The 21,122-nt window shown below is 70.5% G+C and carries 21 protein-coding genes and 1 riboswitch; of the genes, 13 read left to right on the top strand and 8 right to left on the bottom strand.

From position 1 onward, the window contains the following. The first annotated feature begins 72 nt into the window (after positions 1 to 72). Positions 73 to 663 carry an N-acetylmuramoyl-L-alanine amidase gene (locus tag ACE1OC_RS13855; protein ID WP_407837271.1) on the top strand — a complete coding sequence of 197 codons (591 nt, stop codon included), beginning with the start codon at positions 73 to 75 and terminating at the stop codon, positions 661 to 663. A 75-nt stretch (positions 664 to 738) separates the two neighbouring features. Continuing rightward, complete coding sequence (locus tag ACE1OC_RS13860) at positions 739 to 1,647, top strand: 1-aminocyclopropane-1-carboxylate deaminase/D-cysteine desulfhydrase (protein ID WP_407837272.1); 909 nt, start codon at positions 739 to 741, stop codon at positions 1,645 to 1,647. A 130-nt stretch (positions 1,648 to 1,777) separates the two neighbouring features. On the opposite strand, the gene ACE1OC_RS13865 is transcribed toward ACE1OC_RS13860, so the two are convergent. Beyond that, positions 1,778 to 3,355 carry a Na+/H+ antiporter gene (locus ACE1OC_RS13865; protein WP_407837273.1) on the bottom strand — a complete coding sequence of 526 codons (1,578 nt, stop codon included), beginning with the start codon at positions 3,353 to 3,355 and terminating at the stop codon, positions 1,778 to 1,780. Between the two features lie 62 nt (positions 3,356 to 3,417). Between ACE1OC_RS13865 and ACE1OC_RS13870 the strand changes: the two genes are divergently transcribed. The 3 genes from ACE1OC_RS13870 to ACE1OC_RS13880 all read left to right on the top strand — a co-directional run bounded on the left by ACE1OC_RS13870 (position 3,418) and on the right by ACE1OC_RS13880 (position 5,398). Then, on the top strand, positions 3,418 to 3,678 hold the full coding sequence (locus ACE1OC_RS13870) for a UBP-type zinc finger domain-containing protein (protein WP_407837274.1): 261 nt from the start codon (positions 3,418 to 3,420) through the stop codon (positions 3,676 to 3,678). Between the two features lie 236 nt (positions 3,679 to 3,914). Next, positions 3,915 to 4,328 carry an anti-sigma regulatory factor gene (locus ACE1OC_RS13875; protein ID WP_214949331.1) on the top strand — a complete coding sequence of 138 codons (414 nt, stop codon included), beginning with the start codon at positions 3,915 to 3,917 and terminating at the stop codon, positions 4,326 to 4,328. Continuing rightward, positions 4,325 to 5,398, top strand: coding sequence for an RNA polymerase sigma factor SigF (locus ACE1OC_RS13880; RefSeq protein ID WP_407837275.1), 1,074 nt, complete (start codon positions 4,325 to 4,327; stop codon positions 5,396 to 5,398). Before ACE1OC_RS13875 ends, ACE1OC_RS13880 begins: the two co-directional genes overlap by 4 nt. Positions 5,399 to 5,420: 22 nt before the next feature. On the opposite strand, the gene ACE1OC_RS13885 is transcribed toward ACE1OC_RS13880, so the two are convergent. Further along, positions 5,421 to 5,855 carry a hypothetical protein gene (locus ACE1OC_RS13885; protein WP_407837276.1) on the bottom strand — a complete coding sequence of 145 codons (435 nt, stop codon included), beginning with the start codon at positions 5,853 to 5,855 and terminating at the stop codon, positions 5,421 to 5,423. Positions 5,856 to 5,940: 85 nt separating this feature from the next. Here ACE1OC_RS13885 and ACE1OC_RS13890 point away from each other — a divergent pair, with 85 nt between their 5' ends. Together ACE1OC_RS13890 and ACE1OC_RS13895 are read left to right on the top strand one after the other, a co-directional pair. Then, complete coding sequence (locus ACE1OC_RS13890) at positions 5,941 to 6,906, top strand: diacylglycerol/lipid kinase family protein (protein WP_250750363.1); 966 nt, start codon at positions 5,941 to 5,943, stop codon at positions 6,904 to 6,906. Between the two features lie 332 nt (positions 6,907 to 7,238). Next, a complete protein-coding gene (locus ACE1OC_RS13895; protein ID WP_004937597.1) occupies positions 7,239 to 7,496 on the top strand; it encodes a WhiB family transcriptional regulator in 258 nt (85 codons plus the stop codon). A gap of 160 nt (positions 7,497 to 7,656) precedes the next feature. Here ACE1OC_RS13895 and ACE1OC_RS13900 read toward each other — a convergent pair whose 3' ends face one another. Together ACE1OC_RS13900 and ACE1OC_RS13905 are read right to left on the bottom strand one after the other, a co-directional pair. Further along, positions 7,657 to 9,126, bottom strand: a complete 1,470-nt coding sequence (locus tag ACE1OC_RS13900) for a sensor histidine kinase (protein WP_407841554.1) — start codon at positions 9,124 to 9,126, stop codon at positions 7,657 to 7,659. Positions 9,127 to 9,531: 405 nt separating this feature from the next. Beyond that, positions 9,532 to 10,125, bottom strand: coding sequence for a TetR/AcrR family transcriptional regulator (locus tag ACE1OC_RS13905; protein WP_407837277.1), 594 nt, complete (start codon positions 10,123 to 10,125; stop codon positions 9,532 to 9,534). Positions 10,126 to 10,203: 78 nt separating this feature from the next. Here ACE1OC_RS13905 and ACE1OC_RS13910 point away from each other — a divergent pair, with 78 nt between their 5' ends. Both ACE1OC_RS13910 and nagB read left to right on the top strand, forming a co-directional pair. Continuing rightward, on the top strand, positions 10,204 to 10,635 hold the full coding sequence (locus ACE1OC_RS13910) for an SDR family oxidoreductase (protein ID WP_407837278.1): 432 nt from the start codon (positions 10,204 to 10,206) through the stop codon (positions 10,633 to 10,635). A gap of 155 nt (positions 10,636 to 10,790) precedes the next feature. Beyond that, the gene (gene nagB, locus ACE1OC_RS13915) at positions 10,791 to 11,576 is read left to right on the top strand and encodes a glucosamine-6-phosphate deaminase (protein ID WP_407837279.1); all 786 of its coding nucleotides are present in this window, start codon (positions 10,791 to 10,793) and stop codon (positions 11,574 to 11,576) included. Positions 11,577 to 11,738: 162 nt separating this feature from the next. Here the strand turns inward: nagB and ACE1OC_RS13920 are convergent, their stop codons facing one another. The 4 genes from ACE1OC_RS13920 to ACE1OC_RS13935 all read right to left on the bottom strand — a co-directional run bounded on the left by ACE1OC_RS13920 (position 11,739) and on the right by ACE1OC_RS13935 (position 16,609). Then, on the bottom strand, positions 11,739 to 13,247 hold the full coding sequence (locus ACE1OC_RS13920; protein ID WP_407837280.1) for a glycoside hydrolase family 3 protein: 1,509 nt from the start codon (positions 13,245 to 13,247) through the stop codon (positions 11,739 to 11,741). A 6-nt stretch (positions 13,248 to 13,253) separates the two neighbouring features. Next, positions 13,254 to 14,090, bottom strand: a complete 837-nt coding sequence (locus ACE1OC_RS13925; protein WP_274551826.1) for a carbohydrate ABC transporter permease — start codon at positions 14,088 to 14,090, stop codon at positions 13,254 to 13,256. Between the two features lie 56 nt (positions 14,091 to 14,146). Next, the gene (locus ACE1OC_RS13930) at positions 14,147 to 15,169 is read right to left on the bottom strand and encodes a carbohydrate ABC transporter permease (protein WP_407837281.1); all 1,023 of its coding nucleotides are present in this window, start codon (positions 15,167 to 15,169) and stop codon (positions 14,147 to 14,149) included. Positions 15,170 to 15,325: 156 nt separating this feature from the next. Next, positions 15,326 to 16,609, bottom strand: a complete 1,284-nt coding sequence (locus ACE1OC_RS13935; RefSeq protein WP_407837282.1) for an extracellular solute-binding protein — start codon at positions 16,607 to 16,609, stop codon at positions 15,326 to 15,328. Positions 16,610 to 16,905: 296 nt separating this feature from the next. Here ACE1OC_RS13935 and ACE1OC_RS13940 point away from each other — a divergent pair, with 296 nt between their 5' ends. The 4 genes from ACE1OC_RS13940 to ACE1OC_RS13955 all read left to right on the top strand — a co-directional run bounded on the left by ACE1OC_RS13940 (position 16,906) and on the right by ACE1OC_RS13955 (position 20,814). Next, positions 16,906 to 17,670: a GntR family transcriptional regulator gene (locus ACE1OC_RS13940; protein WP_250750353.1), complete on the top strand. Its 765-nt coding sequence runs from the start codon at positions 16,906 to 16,908 to the stop codon at positions 17,668 to 17,670. Positions 17,671 to 17,869: 199 nt separating this feature from the next. Continuing rightward, positions 17,870 to 20,032: a carbon starvation CstA family protein gene (locus tag ACE1OC_RS13945; protein ID WP_407837283.1), complete on the top strand. Its 2,163-nt coding sequence runs from the start codon at positions 17,870 to 17,872 to the stop codon at positions 20,030 to 20,032. After that, a complete protein-coding gene (locus ACE1OC_RS13950) occupies positions 20,029 to 20,226 on the top strand; it encodes a CstA-like transporter-associated (seleno)protein (RefSeq protein ID WP_407837284.1) in 198 nt (65 codons plus the stop codon). The genes ACE1OC_RS13945 and ACE1OC_RS13950 overlap by 4 nt, the downstream gene beginning before the upstream one ends. A gap of 90 nt (positions 20,227 to 20,316) precedes the next feature. Next, on the top strand, positions 20,317 to 20,814 hold the full coding sequence (locus tag ACE1OC_RS13955; RefSeq protein ID WP_407837285.1) for a GNAT family N-acetyltransferase: 498 nt from the start codon (positions 20,317 to 20,319) through the stop codon (positions 20,812 to 20,814). Between the two features lie 91 nt (positions 20,815 to 20,905). Further along, positions 20,906 to 20,988, top strand: a riboswitch (cobalamin riboswitch). Positions 20,989 to 21,122: the final 134 nt, after the last annotated feature.

Raw genomic sequence — 21,122 nt, forward strand, 5'->3', positions numbered from 1 at the left:
CCTTGCGGCGGAATGACCGCCTCCACTAAGCGTTGAGTAATCACCCGACTACTCAACGCAAAGGAGGCGGTCATGTCCGTACCCCTGTCCGCAGACCGGTTCATCGGCGTCCTGCGAGCCGAGGGCCTGACGGTCGTCGAAGTCGGCGACTGGCGCACCCACAACCGCAACCACAAGGGCCCCTGGGGGCCGGTGCACGGGGTGATGCTCCACCACACCGTCACCCACGGGACCGCGTACACCGTCCAGCTCTGCCGCGACGGCCACGCGGATCTGCCCGGCCCGCTCTGCCACGGCGTGATCACCAAGGACGGCCGGGTCCACCTGGTCGGCCACGGCCGCGCCAACCACGCCGGCGCGGGCGACTCCGACGTCCTGGCGGCGGTGATCGCGGAGAAGCGCCTCCCGCCCGACCAGCACGCGAACACCGACGGCAACCGCCACTTCTACGGATTCGAGTGCGAGAACCTCGGCGACGGCGAGGACCCCTGGCCGGCCGCCCAACTCGATGCGATGGCCCGCGCGTCGGCCGCCCTGTGCCGCGCTCACGGCTGGTCCGCCCGCTCGGTCGTCGGCCACCTGGAATGGCGCCCGGGCAAGGTCGACCCGAAGGGCTTCACCATGGCCTCGATGCGCACCCGCGTCGAGGAGCGCCTGAAGTAGCCGCCTGGGCGGCCGTCCGGGGCGGACCCGCTCTGACGTGCGACGGAACGGGCGGGTGCGGCACACAATGGGCGGGTGGAACGTTCAGTCGACCCCGCCCCCGACCCCGACCCCGACCTGATCCTGCGCCCCCGCCCGGCCTCGCCGCTGCGGGAGGTCCGTGACGAGCGGTTCGCCGCGCACGGGGTGCGCCTGCTGCTCAAGCGGGACGACCTGGTCCACCCGGAGCTGCCCGGCAACAAGTGGCGCAAGCTCGCGCCGAACCTGCGGGCCGCCGTCGCGGGCGGGTACCCGGAGCTCGTGACCTTCGGTGGGGCCTACTCCAACCACCTGCGGGCCACCGCCGCGGCCGGCCGGCTGCTGGGGCTGGCGACGGTCGGGATCGTACGGGGGGACGAGCTCGCGGGGCGGCCGCTGAACGACTCGCTGGCCCGGTGCGCGGCGGACGGCATGAGGCTGCACTTCGTGACCCGGTCGGCCTACCGGGACAAGGCCGGGCTGCCCGCACTGGCGGGCGCCGAGGGGGCCTACGTGATCCCCGAGGGCGGCAGCAACGCACTCGCACTGCACGGCTGCGCCGAGCTGGGCCGCGAGCTGAGCGGCGCCTGCGACGTGGCCGCCGTGGCCTGCGGGACCGGGGGCACCCTGGCCGGGCTGGCGGCGGGACTCGGCGCGGGCCAGCGGGCGGTGGGGGTGCCGGTGGTCGGGGGCGGCTTCCTGGAGGCGGAGATACGTTCCCTCCAGACGGCCGCTTTCGGCGGCCCGGCGGGCGACTGGTCGCTGGCCGAGGGCTACGCCCACGGGGGCTACGCCCGGGTCCCCGCCGAGCTGGCGCGGTTCGCGGCGGACTTCGAGTCCCGCCACGGCCTGCCGGTGGAGCGGATCTACGTGGCGAAGCTCCTGTGGGCCCTGCTCGACCTGACCCGCGGGGGCGCCTTCCCTCGCGGCACCACCCTGGCAGCGGTCGTCACGGGCCGCCCGTAGCCGGGGGGCCGCCCCGCGGGGCGGCCCCCTACCCGCCCTTCCACCGTTCCCCGGGCGCTGCCCGGACCCGCAGAGACCCTGGGGCTCCGCCCCAGACCCCGCGCCTCAAAGGCCGACGAGGCTGAATTCGCTACGCCGACTCCTCCCGGTACGCCGCCGCCTCCTCCAGGTCCAGGCGGCGCAGCAGGGCGCGGAGCATTTCGTCGTCGATGCGGCGGGCGTCGCGCAGGGAGACGAAGACCTCGCGTTCCGCTTCGATCATCTCCCCCGCCAGGCGGCGGTAGACGTCGTCCGCGGACTCGCCCGTCACCGCGTTGACCTCGCCCAGCCGCTCCCACACCGCGTTGCGGCGCCGCTCCAGGACCGTGCGCAGCCGGTCCGCCAGCGGGGTGGGGAGGGCGTTCGCCGGGGAGGCCAGGAGTTCCGTCAGGCGGTCCTCCGCCGCCCGCGAGGCCTCGCTCTGGGCCTGGGCCTCCGCGAGGGTCTCGGCGTGGGTGTCCTTGGGCGGCAGCCGCAGCAACCGGATCAGCGGCGGCAGGGTCAGGCCCTGGACCACCAGCGTGCCGATCACCGTCGTGAAGGTCAGGAACAGGATCAGGTTCCGGTGCGGCACGCTCATGGGCACGGAGAAGGCGATCGCCAGCGAGACCACGCCGCGCATGCCCGCCCAGCCCACGATGACCGGAGCCTTCCAGGTCGTCTCCGGCTCGCGCGCCCGGATCCGCTGCGAGAGCCTCGGCAGGAACGTCGCCGGGAAGACCCACGCGAAGCGGGCCGCCACCACGACGAGGAACACCACCACCGCGTAGCCCGCCGCGGCCGCGCCCTCGTACTCCCCCAGCCCCTTCAGCACGACCGGCAGCTGGAGCCCGATCAGCGCGAAGACCACCGATTCGAGGATGAAGGCGACCATCTTCCAGACCGCCTCTTCCTGGAGCCGGGTCGCGAAGTCGACCTGCCAGTTGCGGTGCCCGAGGTACAGCGCGACCACCACCACCGCCAGTACTCCTGACGCGTGCACCCGCTCGGCGGCCGCGTAGGCCACGAAGGGGATCAGCAGCGACAGGGTGTTCTGCAGGAGCGGTTCGCGCATCTTCTTGCGCAGGACGTGGATCGGGACCATCAGCAGCAGGCCGACCGCGACCCCGCCCACCGAGGCCAGCAGGAACTCCCGGATCCCGTCCGTCCAGCCGGCGCTCGTCCCGACCGCCGCCGCCAGCGCGACCTTGAACGCGGTGATCGCGGTGGCGTCGTTGACCAGGGACTCACCCTGGAGGATGGTCGTGATCCGGTTCGGCAGCCCGAGCTTGCGCGCGATGGCCGTCGCCGCGACCGCGTCGGGCGGGGCGATGACCGCCCCCAGCACCAGCGCCACCGGCAGCGAGAGCCCGGGCACCAGCAGGTACGCGACGTACCCGACGGCGACGGTCGCGAAGAGCACGTACCCCACCGAGAGCAGCGCCACGGGCCTGATGTTCGCCCGCAGGTCCAGGTACGAACTGTCCACCGCGGCCGTGTAGAGCAGCGGCGGGAGCAGCAGCGGCAGCACGATGTGCGGATCCAGGTCGTACTCGGGCACGCCCGGCACGTAGGCCGCGGCCAGTCCGGCCGCGACCAGCAGCAGCGGCGCCGGCACCGGTGTGCGGCGGGCCAGGCCCGCGACGACCGCACAGCCGGCGACCAGCGCCACCAGCGGCAATACCTCCATCGAAGATCATCCTCGCTTGAGTCATGTCATCCCGGCGCCCGCACCTCAGTACGCTGGCCATCATGAGCGAGTGCACCCACGTTCCCGAACTGCCGCGCCCCGAGCCGGTCCCGCTTGCCCAGACCTGCACCGAATGTCTGGCGCTCGGCAGCCATCCCGTCCAGCTCCGGCTGTGCCTGGGGTGCGGGCACGTCGGCTGCTGCGACTCCTCGCCCCACCGGCACGCCACGGCGCACCACCGGGAGACCGGACATCCCGTGATGCGCAGCTTCGAACCGGGCGAGACCTGGCGATGGTGTTTTGTCGACGGTTCGATCGTCTGAACCGGGGTAGATCAACCCTCCGCCGGTTCCCCTGATTTGGGCCCGCAGACCCCTAGCCACTGTGCGTCCCCATGGGCTTACCATCAGTCACTGGTCGCAGGTACGGCCTCTCGGCCGGCTATGTGCAGCTAAGTTCAAAGGGGTTCTGCACCCTCCGACAGGGGTGCCGCGACACGATCGCCCGGATCGCGATAGCGTCACCGGCGAACAGAGCTCGTACCACCTTGGAGGTGAGGGTGTCCCAGATCGCAGGCGAGCCCGGGACCCAGGACTTCGTGGAAGTCCGGCTGCCCGCTGCGGGTGCCTACCTGTCTGTGCTGCGGACGGCCACGGCCGGCCTCGCGGCACGTTTGGACTTCACCCTCGACGAGATCGAGGACCTCCGCATCGCGGTGGACGAGGCCTGCGCGATCCTGCTCCAGCAGGCCGTGCCCGGCTCCGTCCTCAGCTGCGTCTTCCGGTTGGTGGACGATTCGCTGGAGGTGACCGTCTCCGCCCCGACCACCGACGGCCGGGCGCCGGAGCGCGACACGTTCGCGTGGACGGTCCTCTCGGCTCTCGCCGGGAAGGTCGAGGCCACGGTCGAGGAGAACAAGACGGTGAGCATCAGCCTCTACAAACAGCGCGGCGCGGGACCAGGCCCGGCGTGAGCGGCGGGGAGGTCCCGGTGCGGGGCGGGGATCGGCCCCGGGTAGGACACGAGGTCGACGGCGGCATTCCGGAGCAGCAGCACGCCCGGCCGCACCCGGCTGACACGGATGCGGAAAACGGCTTTTTGGACTCGGCGGAGCGACGGGCGGGCCCTGTGAGCGAGAACCAGCACGACCAAACACTGCCGGTCCAGCCACCGGGGGCCGCTGCCACGGCCCCGCCGGCGGCCCCGGCCGCGGACGCGACGACGGCCGCGGACGCCACCGGAGCCCTCGTGGCTCCGGTGTTCACGGCGCCGGTACCCCTGCCGGATCCGCGCGACCGCAGCGGCGCGCGGGCCCTCTTCATCGAGCTCCGGGCGCTGCCCGACGGCTCGCCGGAGAAGGCGGAGCTGCGCAACCGGCTCGTACGGATGCACCTGCCGCTGGTCGAACACCTGGCCCGGCGCTTCCGCAACCGCGGCGAGCCGCTGGACGACCTGACCCAGGTCGCCACCATCGGCCTGATCAAGTCGGTGGACCGCTTCGACCCGGACCGCGGGGTCGAGTTCTCCACGTACGCCACGCCCACGGTGGTCGGCGAGATCAAGCGCCACTTCCGCGACAAGGGCTGGGCGGTACGGGTTCCCCGGCGCCTGCAGGAGCTGCGGCTCTCGCTGACCACGGCGACGGCGGAACTGTCCCAGCAGCACGGCCGCTCCCCCACGGTGCACGAACTGGCCGAACGGCTGGGGATCTCCGAGGAGGAGGTGCTGGAGGGCCTGGAATCGGCCAACGCCTACAGCACGCTCTCGCTGGACGTCCCGGACACCGACGACGAGTCGCCGGCGGTCGCGGACACCCTGGGCTCGGAGGACGAGGCGCTGGAGGGCGTCGAGTACCGCGAGTCCCTCAAGCCGCTGCTCGAAGGGCTGCCGCCGCGGGAGAAGCGGATCCTCCTCCTGCGGTTCTTCGGGAACATGACCCAGTCGCAGATCGCCCAGGAGGTCGGCATCTCCCAGATGCACGTCTCCCGGCTGCTGGCCCGCACCCTGGCCCAGCTCCGCGAAAAGCTCCTGGTCGAGGAGTAGGAGAAAGAGCCGGTCGTACGGGCTATCGGGCCTGTTCCGCAGGCCCGATACCCAGTGCCCCGGTGGCCTTCTGGTTCACCAGGAGGGCCGTGACGGCCACCGCGGCCAGGGCCAGCGCCACGCCGGCGGCCTTCATCGCCCCGCCCGCGGTCCACAGCATCCAGGCGACCGGCAGCGACATCAGCTGGGTGATCAGCGCCGGGCCACGGCTCCAGCGGCGGCCCAGGAGCAGCCCGCGCGCCGCGACCAGCGGCAGCGCGGCCAGGACGAGCAGGGTGACCCCGCCGGTCGCGGCCTGCAGGGAGTCGCCGTCGCCGAAGACGGCCGTGTAGAGGTCGGCGACGCCTGGCCCGGCCACGGCCAGCCCCTCCAGCGCGGTCAGCGCTGCGGCCGCGGTCAGCCGGCGGGGCAGCGGGACGGGGACGGCGGACTCGGTGGGGGTGGGCTTCGTACTCACCCCAGCAGGGTAGCCGCGCCCCTCCCGCACCCGGAGGGGACGGCCAGTATGGGCGGCGCCGGAAGGGGTCGGTAGGCTGACGCCCATGCGTGCACTCCTCGTGGCCAACCCAGCAGCGACGACCACCAGTGCGCGCACGCGCGACGTCCTGACCCACGCGCTCGCCAGCGAGATGAAGCTGGAGGCGGTCACCACCGAATACCGCGGCCACGCCCGGGACCTGGGCCGCAGGGCGGCCGAGACCGGCATGGACCTGGTGGTGGCCCTGGGCGGTGACGGCACCGTCAACGAAGTGGTCAACGGACTGCTGCACGAGGGACCCGATCCGGACCGGCTGCCCGGACTCGCGGTGGTCCCCGGCGGCTCCACCAACGTCTTCGCCCGCGCACTCGGCCTGCCCAACGACGCGGTCGAGGCGACCGGCGCCCTGCTGGACGCACTGCGGGAGCGGCGCGAACGAACGGTCGGCCTGGGGCTCGCCGCCGGCACCCCGGGCACGGAGGACGAGTCGGTTCCGGCGCGCTGGTTCACCTTCTGCGCGGGCTTCGGCTTCGACGCGGGCGTGGTGGGCCGCGTCGAACAGCAGCGGGAACGGGGCAAGCGTTCGACCCATGCCCTGTACGTGCGACAGCTGATGCGCCAGTTCTGGGAAGAGCCCAACCGCCGGCACGGCACGGTGACGCTCGAACGGCCCGGCGCGGATCCGGTGACGGACCTGGTGCTGTCGATAGTGTGCAACACGTCACCCTGGACATACCTGGGCAACCGGCCGCTCTACGCCTCCCCGGAGGCGTCGTTCGATACTGCGCTTGACGTATTGGCACTGGACCGTTTGTCAACTCCGGCGGTCGCCCGCTACGCGACACAGCTCCTGACCTCGACTCCTGAGCGCGGTCCGCACGGCAAGCACGCGGTGTCTCTGCACGATCTGACGGACTTCACCTTGCATTCGAAGGTGCCGCTTCCGTTCCAGATGGACGGAGACCACCTCGGGTTGCGCACCAGCGTTCGGTTCACAGGCGTACGCCGGGCACTGCGTGTGATTGTGTGAGTGGAAGGGCCGAAAGTCCTTCCACTCGAACGTTTACACGCCGGTCCACCCCTAGGAAGTAGGGCTGTGACCTAGTAGACACCGACGAATCAAAAAAAACTTTCCGGAAGGGGTTGTATCCCCGTCCGAGGTTTGCGAATCTCTACATGGCGATCGGGACAGCCCGCAGAACCCGGCACCCACACAGACCGCCAGAACCCCTCCACGAATCTCCGGCAGCCCAGGGCGAGTTTTTCCCCAAACTGGGCGGTCTCCCTTCCCTCACGAAGGGATTCGTGAAAGCGTTCACATTCACAAGCAACCTGCCCGCAATACAAGGAGATGGAGCAGCCATGGACTGGCGTCACAACGCCGTTTGCCGCGAGGAAGACCCGGAACTCTTCTTCCCCATCGGCAACACCGGTCCTGCGCTGCTGCAGATCGAGGAAGCCAAGGCCGTCTGCCGCCGTTGCCCCGTCATGGAGCAGTGCCTGCAGTGGGCGCTCGAGTCCGGTCAGGACTCCGGTGTCTGGGGCGGTCTCAGCGAGGACGAGCGCCGCGCGATGAAGCGCCGCGCCGCTCGCAATCGGGCGCGCAACGCAACCGCCTGACATCGACTTTCGAGCCTCGAGCCGCAGCGCGTAGTACCCATATAAGCGCTCAGCAACGTGCTCTTGAACCCCGTACCGAAAACCATTCGGTCCGGGGTTCAGTGCTGTCCGGAGCCTGCGAGCAGCCCCTGACGTCACCCTGAGTGACCGGCACGCTGCGCTACTTCTGCGGGCTGGCCGGTATGTCGAGGACGACCTTGGTGCCGCGCGGCTCGGACGCGACCATGTCGAAGGTGCCGCCGAGCTCGCCCTCCACCAGGGTCCGTACGATCTGCAGCCCGAGGTTGCCGGCCCGCTGGGGGTCGAACCCCTCGGGCAGACCGCAGCCGTCGTCGACCACCGAGATCAGCAGCCGGGCGTCGTCGCGGCCGCTGCCCGAGCGGGCCGCGGAGACCTCCACGGTGCCGCCCTCCCCCTGGGTGAAGGCGTGCTCCAGGGCGTTCTGGAGGATCTCCGTCAGCACCATCGACAGCGGGGTGGCGACCTCCGCGTCCAGGATTCCGAAGCGGCCGGTGCGCCGGCAGGCGACCTTGCCCGGGGAGATCTCGGAGACCATCGCGATCACGCGGTCCGCGATCTCGTCGAACTCGACCCGCTCGTCCAGGTTCTGAGAGAGCGTCTCGTGCACGATCGCGATCGAACCGACGCGGCGGACGGCTTCGTTCAGCGCCTCGCGCCCCTGCGGCGAATCCATGCGACGGGCCTGCAGCCGCAAGAGCGCGGCCACCGTCTGGAGGTTGTTCTTGACCCGGTGGTGGATCTCCCGGATGGTCGCGTCCTTGGTGATCAATTCACGTTCGCGACGGCGCAGTTCCGTGACGTCGCGGCACAGGACGAGCGAGCCGATCCGGGTGCCCTTGGGCTTGAGCGGGATGGCCCGCAGCTGGATGACCCCGCCGCTGCCCTCGGCCTCGGTCTCGCGCGGGGCCCAGCCGCTCGCGAGTTTGACCAGGGCCTCGTCCACCGGGCCGCGGGAGGGCGCGAGTTCGGAGGTGATGCTGCCCAGGTGCTGGCCGACCAGGTCGGAGGCGAGGCCGAGCCGGTGGTAGGCGGAGAGCGCGTTCGGGGACGCGTACGTCACCACGCCCTCGGCGTCGAGCCGGATCAGGCCGTCGCCGACGCGCGGGGAGGCGTCCATGTCGACCTGCTGGCCGGGGAACGGGAAGGAGCCCGCCGCGATCATCTGGGCCAGGTCGGAGGCGGACTGGAGGTAGGTGAGCTCCAGCCGGCTGGGTGTACGCACAGTGAGCAGGTTGGTATTGCGTGCGATCACGCCGAGGACCCGGCCCTCGCGGCGCACGGGGATCGACTCGACCCGGACCGGCACCTCCTCGCGCCACTCCGGGTCCCCCTCGCGCACGATGCGGCCCTCGTCGAGCGCGGCGTCGAGCAGCGGGCGCCGGCCGCGCGGGACCAGGTGGCCGACCATGTCGTCCTGGTACGAGGTGGGGCCGGTGTTCGGGCGCATCTGCGCGACCGAGACGTACCGGCTGCCGTCGAGCGTGGGAACCCACAGCACCAGGTCGGCGAAGGAGAGGTCGGAGAGCAGCTGCCACTCCGAGACCAGCAGATGGAGCCACTCCAGGTCGGTTTCACTGAGAGCGGTGTGCTGGCGTACGAGGTCGTTCATGGAGGGCACCCGGCGAGCGTACCCCGGGTACGGGCCATGACTTTCCTCAGCGCGATACTCCGGAGTATCCAGGAGACCCCGCTTCCGCGTAGGGTTGGAGGAAGTGACGGTAATCAGGGTTCCGTCATTGGATGGACAGAACAGATTGGTCTAGTCCACAATTACATCAAGCTTCCGCCCTCCCCGCACAGGAGGACGGATCGAGGTAAGCCGCGCGATCTGCCCTGACCGCGCGTCACCTCCCACCGGCTGTCGGGCACCGCACACCCGTCGGCCGTAAGTACTCCGGGCTACGGTGCCGGGCGGGCTGAGGGTCCCGTTCGGCACCGTGGCCCAGAGGAATCGGGCCCAGCGGAATCGGGCCCAGCGGAACGTGCCCCCGAGCGACAGACTCGACCCCTCCCCCTACTGCGGCCAGGCCCCCATGGCCAGCTCCGCCACCGCCTCCAGCTCCTCCCGGCCCGCGCCGTCGCGCGACTGCTGGGACATCCCCTGCAGCACCGCCCCCGCGTAGCGCGCCAGCGCCCACGTGTCCGTGCCGGCCGGCAGGATCCCCGCGGCGACATCGGCCCGGATGCGGCTCTCGAACGCCACCAGATTGGCCTCGCGCCGCACGCGCAGCGCCTCCGCGACCTCGTCCGAGGTGGTGTTGACCGCCGCACTGATCACCATGCAGCCCGGCGGGTGGGCGGGGTCGGTGTAGACCTCCGCCGCCTCGTGCAGGACGCGCCCCACCGCCGCGCGGGCGGTGGGCTCCTCGGCGAGGGCCACGGCCGCGAAGTCCCCGTAGCGGCCGCCGTAGACCACCACCACCTCGTCGAAGAGCTTGCGCTTGTCGCCGAAGGCCGCGTACAGGCTCGGGGCGCTGATCCCGAGCGAGGCCGTCAGGTCGGAGATCGACGTCGCCTCGTAGCCGCGCTCCCAGAAGGCGAGCATCGCCTTGTCGAGGGCCTCGTCGCGGTCGAAGGAGCGGGGCCTGCCACGTTGTCCGGTCACCATGAACTCATTCTATAGCGGGCGCTACGGAATCTGATACGGTCCTTTCTGTAGCGACCGTTATCGAAAGGGGGGCGCGCCGTGGGCGTACTCAAGGGGAAGACGGCACTGGTCACGGGCGGCAGCCGGGGCATCGGGCGGGCCGTCGCGGAGCGCCTCGCCCGCGACGGGGCGCTGGTCGCGGTGGCCTACGGGCACAACGAGGCGGCGGCCAAGGAGACCGTGGGGGCCATCGAGGCGGCCGGGGGTCGCGCCTTCGCGGTCGGGGCCGAGCTCGGGGTCCCGGGCGGCGCGGAGGCCCTCTGGGCGGCGTACGCGGCCCATCCGCTGGCCACCGAGGGGGTGGACGTACTGGTGAACAACGCGGGCGCCGCCTCCCGCTCCGTCTTCGGCCGGCTCGGCACCCCGCAGGAGGTCGCGGACGTGGTCGCCTTCCTCGCCTCCCCGGACTCCCGCTGGGTCACGGGCCAGCACCTCGCCGTGACGGGCGGGCTCCAGCTCTCGCTGCTCTGAGGGGCGTCTCCCGGATCGGGCGGGGCCCGATCCGGGAGGCCGGAGCGGCGGATCCGGCCCACCATGGAGTGTGCGCGAAGACCCGACAACGGGGCATCGCCTCTGCTAGATTGGTCTATACCACATTCGCCACACTCCAGATCGGCAGGCCCCGCGTGGAAGTTGTCATCGTCCCGGACGCCAAGGCAGGCGGCGAGCTCATCGCGGAGGCCATGGCCGCCCTGGTCCGCCGCAAGCCCGACGCCCTGCTCGGCGTGGCGACCGGCTCTACCCCGCTGCCCATCTATGAGGCGCTCGCCGCCAAGGTCAAGGCCGGACTGGTCGACGCCTCCAAGGCCCGCGTCTGCCAGCTCGACGAGTACGTCGGCCTGCCGGCCGGGCACCCGGAGTCCTACCGCGCCGTCGTCCTGCGCGAGGTCGTGGAGCCGCTGGGCCTGTCCGAGGCCTCCTTCATGGGCCCGGACGGCTCGGCCGAGGACATCGTCGCTGCCTGCGACGCCTACGACCGCGCCCTCGCCGCGGCCGGCGGAGTGGACCTCCAGCTCCTCGGAATCGGCACGGACGGGCACATCGGCTTCAACGAGCCCTGCTCCTCGCTCGCCTCCCGCACCCGCATCAAGACGCTGACGGAGCAGACCCGCGTGGACAACGCGCGCTTCTTCGACAACGACATAGAGCAGGTGCCCCACCACGTCATCACCCAGGGCATCGGCACCATCCTCGACGCCCGCCACCTGGTCCTGCTGGCCACCGGCGAGGGCAAGGCGGAGGCCGTCGCGCAGACCGTCGAGGGCCCGCTGTCCGCCCTCGTGCCGGCCTCCGCGCTCCAGCTGCACCGCCACGCCACGGTGATCGTGGACGAGGCCGCCGCCTCCAAGCTGAAGCTCGCGGACTACTTCCGCCACACCTACGCCAACAAGCCCGCCTGGCAGGGTCTGTAAGCCGTAGGTACGGCGAAGGCCGGGTCCTCCCCCAGGGGAAGGCCCGGCCTTCGCCGTATCCGCGTACCCGGCGGCAGCACCGGGCGGACCGGACGCCCGGCCCGGACGCGGCGGAGCCGGGCACCCCCGTGACGGGTGCCCGGCTCCGGTCCGTGTCCTGCGCTAGACGCCCGCGATGATCTCCGCGGCGGCCCGCCCGCAGACCCGGGCGGCGCCGTGCGTCGCGATGTGCAGCGCGCCGCGCGGCTCGGCCTGCGGGACGCCCATCTCGACCACGATCGTCTCCGGCCGCGCCGCGACGAGCGCGTCCAGGGCCTCGGTCATCCACGGGTGGCGGTGCGCGTCGCGGACCACCGCGACGACGGTGCGGTTCCCCGCGGCGGCCAGGACGTCAGCGGCCGTCGACCCCTCCGGGTACACGCCCGAGTCGGTGCCCGGGACCAGCGCGGACACTTCCGCGGCCACGCCCCACGGGGTCTCGTCGCCGACCGCGAAGTTCGCCACCGGGGTGAGCGTGGCGATGTACGGGGCGTTGACCGGGGCCGCCGCCTTGGGCGAACCCGTCACGACCACCGCACGCCGGGCCGCCGCCAGTCCGATGCCGGGCGCGCTGCTCCCCTCCGGCCGCGCGCCCCTGCGGACCTGGCGGGTCCACTCCGCCAGCGAACGGACCCGGGCGGCGGCCTCGGCGAGGCGCTCCTCCGGAAGCGCACCCTCGCGCACGGCCGAGACCAGCGCGTCGCGCAGCCTCAGCACGGTGCCCTCGTCGGCGAGCCCGCCGCCGACGCAGATGGCGTCGGCGCCGGCCGCGATGGCCAGCACCGAGCCGCGCTCGATGCCGTACGTCCCGGCGATGGCCTTCATCTCCATGCCGTCGGTGACGATGAGGCCCTCGTAGCCGAGCTCCTTGCGCAGCAGACCGGTCAGGATCTGCGGGCTGAGCGTGGCCGGGCGGGTCGGGTCCAGGGCCGGCACCAGGATGTGGGCGCTCATGACGGCCTTGGTGCCGGCCTCGATGGCGGCCCGGAACGGTACGAGTTCCCGCACGGCCAGGGTCTCGAGGTCCACGTCGATGCGCGGCAGCGCGTGGTGCGAGTCGACGTTGGTGTCGCCGTGGCCCGGGAAGTGCTTGGTGCAGGCGGCGACGCCGGCGGCCTGCAGGCCTTCGACGTACGCGGCGGTGTGCCGGGCGGTGAGGTGGGTGTCGGCGCCGAAGGACCGTACGCCGATGACCGGGTTGTCCGGGTTGGAGTTGACGTCGGCGGACGGGGCCCAGTTGAGGTTGACCCCGCACTCGGCGAGCCGGCGGCCCAGCTCGCGGGCGACGTCGCGGGTCAGGTCCACGTCGTCCACGGCGCCGAGGGCCAGGTTGCCCGGGAAGGAGGAGCCGCCCCGGACCTCCAGGCGGGTGACGTCGCCACCCTCCTCGTCGATGGCGACGAGGACGTCGTCCCGCTCGGTACGAAGCTGCGCGGTCAGCGCGGCGAGCTGCTCGGGCGAGGTGATGTTGCGGCCGAAGAGACCGACGGCGGTGAGGCCTTCGGCGACCTGGCGCAGCAGCCAGGCGGGCGCGGTGGTGCCCTCGAAGCCGGGCTGCAGGACCGCCAGGGCGTCCCGGGTCACCCCATCATTCGAATCAGGCGCAGTCGTGCGGTGCGCAAGGACAGTCATGGGCCGTTATCCCTTCACGGCGCCGGCGGTCATGCCGCCGACGGCCTTGCGCTGGAGGAAGACGAAGATGAGCAGCACCGGGACCGCGAAGAGCGAGGAAGCGGCCATGGTGGCGCCCCAGTCGTTGCCGAAGGCGGTCTGGAACTGGGTCAGCCACAGCGGCAGGGTCTGCGCGGTCTTGTCCTTGTTCAGGATCAGGACCATCGCGAACTCGTTCCAGGCCGTGATGAAGCCGAAGAGCGAGGTGGACATCAGGCCGGGGGCGAGCAGCGGGAAGATCACCTTGCGGAAGGCCTGGCCGCGGGTGCAGCCGTCGATCTGGGCGGCTTCCTCCAGCGTCACCGGGACGGCGGCGATGAAGCCGCGCAGGGTCCAGATGGTGAAGGGGAGGACCATCACGAAGTAGATCGCGGTGAGCAGCGGGAGGCTGTTCAGCATCTCGGAGTCGCGGGCGATCATGTACATCGCGATGACCATGACCTCCCAGGGCGCCATCTGGGCCATCATCACCGCGAGGACCAGGCCCTTGCGGCCCTTGAACTTCATGCGGGCGATGGCGAAGCTCGCGGCGAGGGCGACGAGCAGGGCCAGGCCGACGGCGCCGACGGTGACGATGAAGCTGTTCGTGACGTAGGTCCAGAACAGGTCGACACCGGTGGCCTTGGTGAAGTTCTCCGTCGTCGGGGTGAAGACGAAGACGGGGTCCTTGGAGAGGATCTCGCTGGACGGCTTCAGGGCCGAGGAGAACATCCAGTAGACCGGGAAGACGAAGAGGACGGCCAGCAGCAGGGCGCCGACGTTCTTGGCGACCGCTGCGGGACGGATCGGCCGGCGGTTGCGCAGCTGCTGGGGCTTCGCGGACGGCGCGGACGGCGCGGGCTTCGGGGCGGTGGTGGTGCTCACTGCTCCTCCTCCTGCTTCAGGATCAGACGGAAGTAGAAGGACATGACGATCACGAGCATCACGATCGTCAGGACGGAGATCGCGGCGGCCAGGCCGTAGTGGCCCTGGCTCTGGCCCTCCACGTACGCGTAGATCGTCAGGGTCTCCGAGGCGCGGTCGGGGCCGCCCTTGTTCATCGCGTAGACCTGGGTGAAGGCCTTGAAGACCCAGATGACCTCGAGGAAGGTCGTGACCAGGAAGAACGACTTGAGGTTCGGGAAGACGACCTGCCAGAAGGTCTGCCAGCCGTTGGCGCCGTCCATGCGGGCGGCCTCGTACATCTCGGTACTGACCGTGGTCAGGGCCGCGTACATGTTGAGGGCGACGAACGGGATCGAGCCCCAGGCCACCAGCACGGTGATGATCACCATGGTGGACAGGCCGGTCTCGAACCAGTTGTGCTGCTCGTAGCCGCTGAAGCCGAGCGTGCGCATCAGCCAGTTCATGACGCCGTACTGCTCGTCGAACAGCCACTGGAAGACGGTCACGGAGGCGACGATCGGCATGGCCCAGGCCATCACCAGCGCCATCGACAGGACCAGGCGCATCCACTTGCCGAGCCGGTTCAGCAGGAGCCCGATGAGGCTGCCGAGCACCATGATCAGGAAGACGTTGCCCGCGGTGAAGAGGAAGCTGCGGACGACCACGGTCCAGAACTGCGAGTCGCCCAGCAGCTCGGTGTAGTTGTCCACGCCGTTGAACGGCGCCTTCCGCTGGATGAACTCGATCTTGTCGACCTTCTGGAACGACAGGATGATGTTCTTGATCAGCGGGTAGAGCAGCAGGGTCGCCATGCTGAGCACGGCGGGCCCGATCAGGAGGTACGGCAACCACCCTGAGGGGAGCGACTTTCTGCCCCCGCGAGGAGACTGGGACGCTGCCTTGGCTCCGGTGGGCGGCGGCGTCTGGGCCGGCCCCGCGGACTCGTGTGGTGCGTCCTGTGGAGCGGCAGTGGCCGCTCCCTGGGAGTGCACGGTCATGTCTGGGCTTCCTCGCGGTTGACTGTGGCGACTGGCACCCGCTTCCCCGCTCGGAGCAGGCGGCGCTTACGTCTGTCAATGCGCGACCGGGGGCGCGGTGGGCGCTCTGGGCGCCCACCGCGCCCCCGGTGCGTTCAGTACGGGTACTTCGGGGTGTTACTTGTTGATGCGGCTCGCGATTTCCTTGTCCGCGTCCGCGCCCGCCTTGGCGGCGTCGTCACCCTTCAGGACCTTCGTCATGAACTCCTTGATGGGGTTCGGCTCGGTCTCGACGTTCGCCCAGCCCGGGGTCACCGGGGTGATGTTGCCGTTGACGCCGGCCTTGGCCATCGCCTCGGCGAAGGAGCCCGCGGCCGGGGTGAAGTTCGCGCCGGCCTGGTTCGGGAGCAGCGCGCCCTTGGTCTCGGCGGCGTACTTGGTCATCTGGTCCTTGCCTGCGGCGAGGGCCAGCCACTCCTTGGCGAGGTCCTTGTTCTTGGAGCGCTCGGCGATCGCCAGGTTCGAGCCACCGAGGAAGACGGTGCCCGGCTTGTCGGCGGTCTTGCCCGGGATCGGGAAGTAACCGAAGTCGGCTTCCTTGCCCGCGTCCTTCAGCGCCTTCTCGGCACCGCCGGCCTCCCAGCCGAGACCGATCCAGGAGGCGACGCCACCCTTGGGAACGACGTCGGTGGACTGCTGCGGGTTCGCCTCGTCCTTGTCCTTCGGGGCGGTGGAGAAGGACTGGAGCTTCTTGTAGAACTCCATCGCGGAAGCGGCCTGGGGGGTGCCGAGACCACCCTTCCACTTGTCGCCGTCCTTGACGGCGAGGTCGCCGCCCTCGTCCCAGATGAGACCGGCGAGGACGTACCAGCTCTGGCCGGGCAGGTAGATCGGCTGCGAGGCCGGGTCGGCCGCCTTCAGCTTCTCCAGGCCGGCGACCCACTCGTCGCGGGTCTTGGGCGCCGTGACGCCCGCCTTCTCGAAGGCCTTCTTGTCGTAGATCACGACGCGGTTGGCCGCGTACCACGGAGCGGAGTAGAGCTTGCCGTCGATCTCGGCCGAGGCCAGACCGCTCTTCGCCCAGGCGTCCGCGCCGAGCTTCGCCTTGTCCTTGGTCAGGTCGGCGAGGCCACCGGTGACCGCGTAACCGGCGGTCTGGGTGTTGCCGAGCTCCAGGACGTCCGGCGGGGTGTTCTCGGAGAGGGCCGTGGTGACCTTCTCCTGGATGCCCTTCCAGGGCTGAACCTCTACCTTGACCGTGACACCGGGGTGCTTGGCGGAGAACTCCGCGTTGACCGCGTCGATCCAGGTCTTCGGTGCGGAGCCGTCCATCACCCAGACGGTGATCTCCTTGGCGCCACCCGCGTCGGCCTTCGGCTTGTCGTCGCCGCCGTTGCCGCACGCCGCGACTCCGACCATCATGCCCGCGACACTGACCGCCGCGATGAGCTTGCGCTTCACGCCACCCTCCTCAGGGATGCTGCCTGCAACTTCCCTTGCCCGCCGCGGTGACTCAAAAAGCACCAAGTACTGCCCGTGGGGCCGGGATCTGATCCATATTGGTGTAGACCAGTAGCTGGAGCTTGGCCTAGACCTTTAGGGGTGTCAAGGGTCTAATGAGCGGGTGCTCGGTCCGTTATCGGACCGACACCTGGGGGAGGGAGGAGGCCCGCCCTCCCTCCCGTGTCACGATGTGACCGCACATATCGGAGGAGCCGGTGACGGCAACGAAACTGGAGTCGGGAAGGCGGGCGGCGATGGCCACCGAAGGGGCGATCACGGAGCCGGACAGCGGGGCGGCCACCCGCACGGCACGCGTGCCCAAGTACTACCGACTCAAGCGCCACTTGCTCGATATGACCGAAACCCTTCCACCGGGCACCCCCGTGCCGCCCGAGCGCACGCTCGCGGCCGAGTTCGACACCTCCCGCACCACGGTGCGACAGGCCCTCCAGGAGCTCGTCGTCGAGGGGCGCCTCGAGCGGATCCAGGGGAAGGGCACCTTCGTCGCCAAGCCGAAGGTCTCCCAGCCGCTCCAACTCTCCTCGTACACCGAGGACATGAGGGCCCAGGGTCTGGAACCCACCTCCCAGCTCCTGGACATCGGCTACGTGACGGCCGACGACACCCTGGCCGGCCTCCTCAAGATCGCCACCGGCGGGCGGGTCCTGCGCATCGAACGACTCCGCCTGGCCAGCGGCGAACCGATGGCGATCGAGACCACGCACCTGTCGGCCAAGCGCTTCCCCGCGCTGCGCCGATCGCTGGTCAAGTACACCTCCCTCTACACCGCCCTCGCCGAGGTGTACGACGTGCGCCTCGCCGAAGCGGAGGAGACCATCGAGACCTCGCTGGCCACCCCGCGGGAGGCCGGACTGCTCGGCACCGACGTCGGACTGCCGATGCTGATGCTTTCCCGCCATTCGCTGGACGCCGACGGGGAGCCCGTCGAGTGGGTGCGTTCCGTATACCGCGGCGATCGTTACAAGTTCGTCGCCCGACTCCAGCGTCCCGCCGTCTGATTCGTAGTTGACTCTCGTTCCGCTATACGGACGGGGGCTTACGTCTAGCGGGCGGTCCCCCGTAGATTCCCTGCGCTTACGCAGATGATCGACGAGGGGACGACGGATCATGACGGAACCAGGCCCGGAAGCAACACGGGCGGCACGGGACGCGGCGAGTCCGGGCACCACGCCGGACTCGCCTCCTCCATCAGGCGCCATGTCCCCCAAGGCAGTGGCCCTGTGGGTGCTGGTCGGCCTCGTGGGGGCCATCGGCTGGGGCGTACTGGCGCTCTCGCGCGGCGAGGAGATCTCGGCCGCCTGGCTGCTCGCCGCCGCGCTCGGCTCGTACGCGATCGGCTACCGCTTCTACGCGCGTTTCGTCGCGAACCGCGTACTGAAGGTGGACAAGACCCGCGCCACCCCCGCCGAACGCCTTGACAACGGTGTCGACTTCCACCCGACCGACCGACGGGTGCTTTTCGGCCACCACTTCGCCGCCATCGCCGGCGCCGGACCGCTCGTGGGTCCCGTACTCGCCTCGCAGATGGGCTACCTGCCCGGCACCATCTGGATCGTCGTGGGCGTGATCTTCGCGGGCGCCGTCCAGGACATGGTCACGCTCTTCTTCTCCACCCGGCGCAACGGCCGGTCGCTCGGCCAGATGGCCCGGGACGAGATCGGCCCGGTCGGCGGCGCCGCCGCGCTGATCGGCGTCTTCGCCATCATGATCATCCTGCTGGCCGTGCTGGCCCTGGTCATCGTCAACGCGCTGGCGCACTCCCCGTGGGGCGTCTTCTCCATCGGCATGACCATCCCGATCGCCCTCTTCATGGGCTTCTACCTGCGCGTCCTGCGCCCGGGCCGGGTCACCGAGGTCTCCGTCGTCGGTGTGGCGCTGCTGCTGCTCGCCATCGTCGCGGGCGGCTGGGTCGCCGAGTCCTCGCTGGCGGACACCTTCACGCTGGAGAAGGAGACGCTGGTCCTCTGGATGGTCGCCTACGGGTTCGTGGCGTCCGTCCTGCCGGTGTGGATGCTGCTCGCCCCGCGCGACTACCTCTCCACCTTCATGAAGGTGGGCACCATCGGGCTGCTCGCCGCGGGCGTGGTCATCGCCATGCCGACGCTGAAGATGCCCGCGGTCACCGACTTCGCCTCGCGCGGAGACGGCCCGGTATTCGCCGGCTCGATGTTCCCGTTCGTCTTCATCACCATCGCCTGCGGAGCCCTGTCCGGCTTCCACTCGCTGGTCTCCTCGGGCACCACCCCGAAGATGATCCAGAAGGAGACCCAGGTCAGGGTCATCGGCTACGGCGCGATGCTGACCGAGTCCTTCGTCGCCATCATGGCGATCATCACGGCCTGCATCATCGACCCGGGCCTGTACTTCGCCATCAACTCCCCCGCCGGGGTCGTCGGCGCCACCGTCGAGACGGCCTCGCAGGCCGTGACGAACTTCGGCTTCGCCATCTCCCCCGCGGACCTCGCGCGCGCCGCGCAGGACGTCGAGGAGACCAGCCTGCTGTCCCGTACGGGCGGCGCTCCGACCTTCGCACTCGGAATGTCGGAGATCTTCTCGGCCGTGATCGGCGGCGCCTCGATGAAGGCGTTCTGGTACCACTTCGCGATCATGTTCGAGGCCCTGTTCATCCTGACGACCGTGGACGCCGGCACCCGCGTGGGCCGCTTCATGCTCCAGGACACCCTCGGCAACGTGCACAAGTCCTTCAAGGACGTCAGCTGGAAGCCGGGCGTCTGGTTCGCCAGCGCGGTCGTCGTCGGCGGCTGGGGCTACTTCCTGTGGGTCGGCGTCAAGGACCCGCTGGGCGGCATCAACCAGCTCTTCCCGCTGTTCGGCATCGCGAACCAGCTGCTCGCGGCGGTCGCCCTGGCCGTCTGCACCACCCTGCTGATCAAGTCCGGCCGGCTCAAGTGGGCCTGGGTGACGGGCGTTCCGCTGGCCTGGGACCTGGCCGTCACGCTCACCGCCAGCTACCAGAAGATCTTCTCTGACAACCCGAAGATCGGCTTCTTCGCGCAGCGGGACGTCTACCAGGACGGGATCGAGGCGGGCAAGGTCCTCAAGCCCGCCAAGAACATGGACGAGATGCACACCGTGGTCACCAACGCCACGGTGGACGGCGTCCTGTCGGTGTTCTTCGCCCTGCTGATCATCATCGTGCTCGTGGACGCCGCCCGCACCTGCCTGGCGGCCATCCGCAAGCCCGAGTCGGTCACGCTCGTCGAGATCCCGTGGACCGAGTCCAAGCTCGTCGCCCCGGCCGGTCTGATCCCGACCGCCGAGGAGCGGGCGGAACTCGCCGCCGCCGGCCTCGACTCGGGCGGCGGCCGCGTGAAGGACTCCGTGCGGGAACCCGCGTGACGCGCCTGCGCCACGCGCTGGGCCGGGCCCGGTACTTCGTAAGGGAGTTCTCGGGCGAGGCGGCCTACGACCGCTACGTGGCCCACGCCCGTACGCACGACCCGGACGCGGTGGTCCAGTCGCGCCGGGCCTTCGAACGGGCCCGCACGGACGCCCGCGAGGGAGACCCGCGCGAAGGGTTCCGCTGCTGCTGAACCGGCGGGATCCCCAGAGGCCGCCGCTGCTCCGTCCACCCGACGGAAACGCGGCGGCCTCTTTCCTTGCCCTGGCGCACACTCGATGCCATGGACATCATCATCCGGACGGCGGCGGCCGCCGAATACGAAGAGCTCGGCGAGATCACCGCAAGGGCGTACCTCGACGACGGACTGCTCGACTTCGCCGAGGACGACCCCTACCTGAGCCGGCTGCGCGACGTCGCCGGCCGGGCACCCGACGGCGAGGTGCTCGTCGCGGAGTACGAGGGCACGCTGCTCGGCGGTGTGACCTTCGCCCCTCCCGGCAGCCCGCTGTGCGACATCGCGGGCCCCGGCGAGGCGGAGTTCCGGATGCTGGCCGTCTCCCCGGCGGCCCGCGGACGCGGCGCGGGCGAGGCCCTCGTACGGGCCTGCGTGAACCGCGCCCGGGAGCTGGAGGGCGTGGGCCACCTGGTGCTGTCGACCACGGAGAAGATGCTCGGGGCGCACCGGATCTACGACCGGCTGGGCTTCGTACGGACGCCCGAGCGGGACTGGTACCCGGTTCCGGGGCTGCCCCTGCTCACCTACCGCCTGGAGCTCTAGCGGCGCACCGTCCGCAAGGAGCGACACAACATGTGGGGGCTACCGCAAGCACCGGCCCCCACATGTATGCTCATGCTCGCTGTCGTCGCAGGGGAATCCGGTGAGAATCCGGAACTGTCCCGCAACGGTATGAAATGCACCGACCCGCTCGGTGCATCCGCAAGTCCGAGGACCTGTCGACAGTGCGCCCGGCTCGACCGAACCGGGTGCAGACACGTCCGGGCCTCGCGGTTGGGCCGGTGGACGCCACGTGGCGCACGCGCATTGCCCTGCCAAGCATGCGCTCCCCCACGTGCGCCCCCTCGCGC

Source organism: Streptomyces stoeckheimensis, from assembly GCF_045822005.1.
In the GTDB taxonomy this organism is placed as follows: Bacteria; Actinomycetota; Actinomycetes; order Streptomycetales; family Streptomycetaceae; genus Streptomyces; species Streptomyces stoeckheimensis.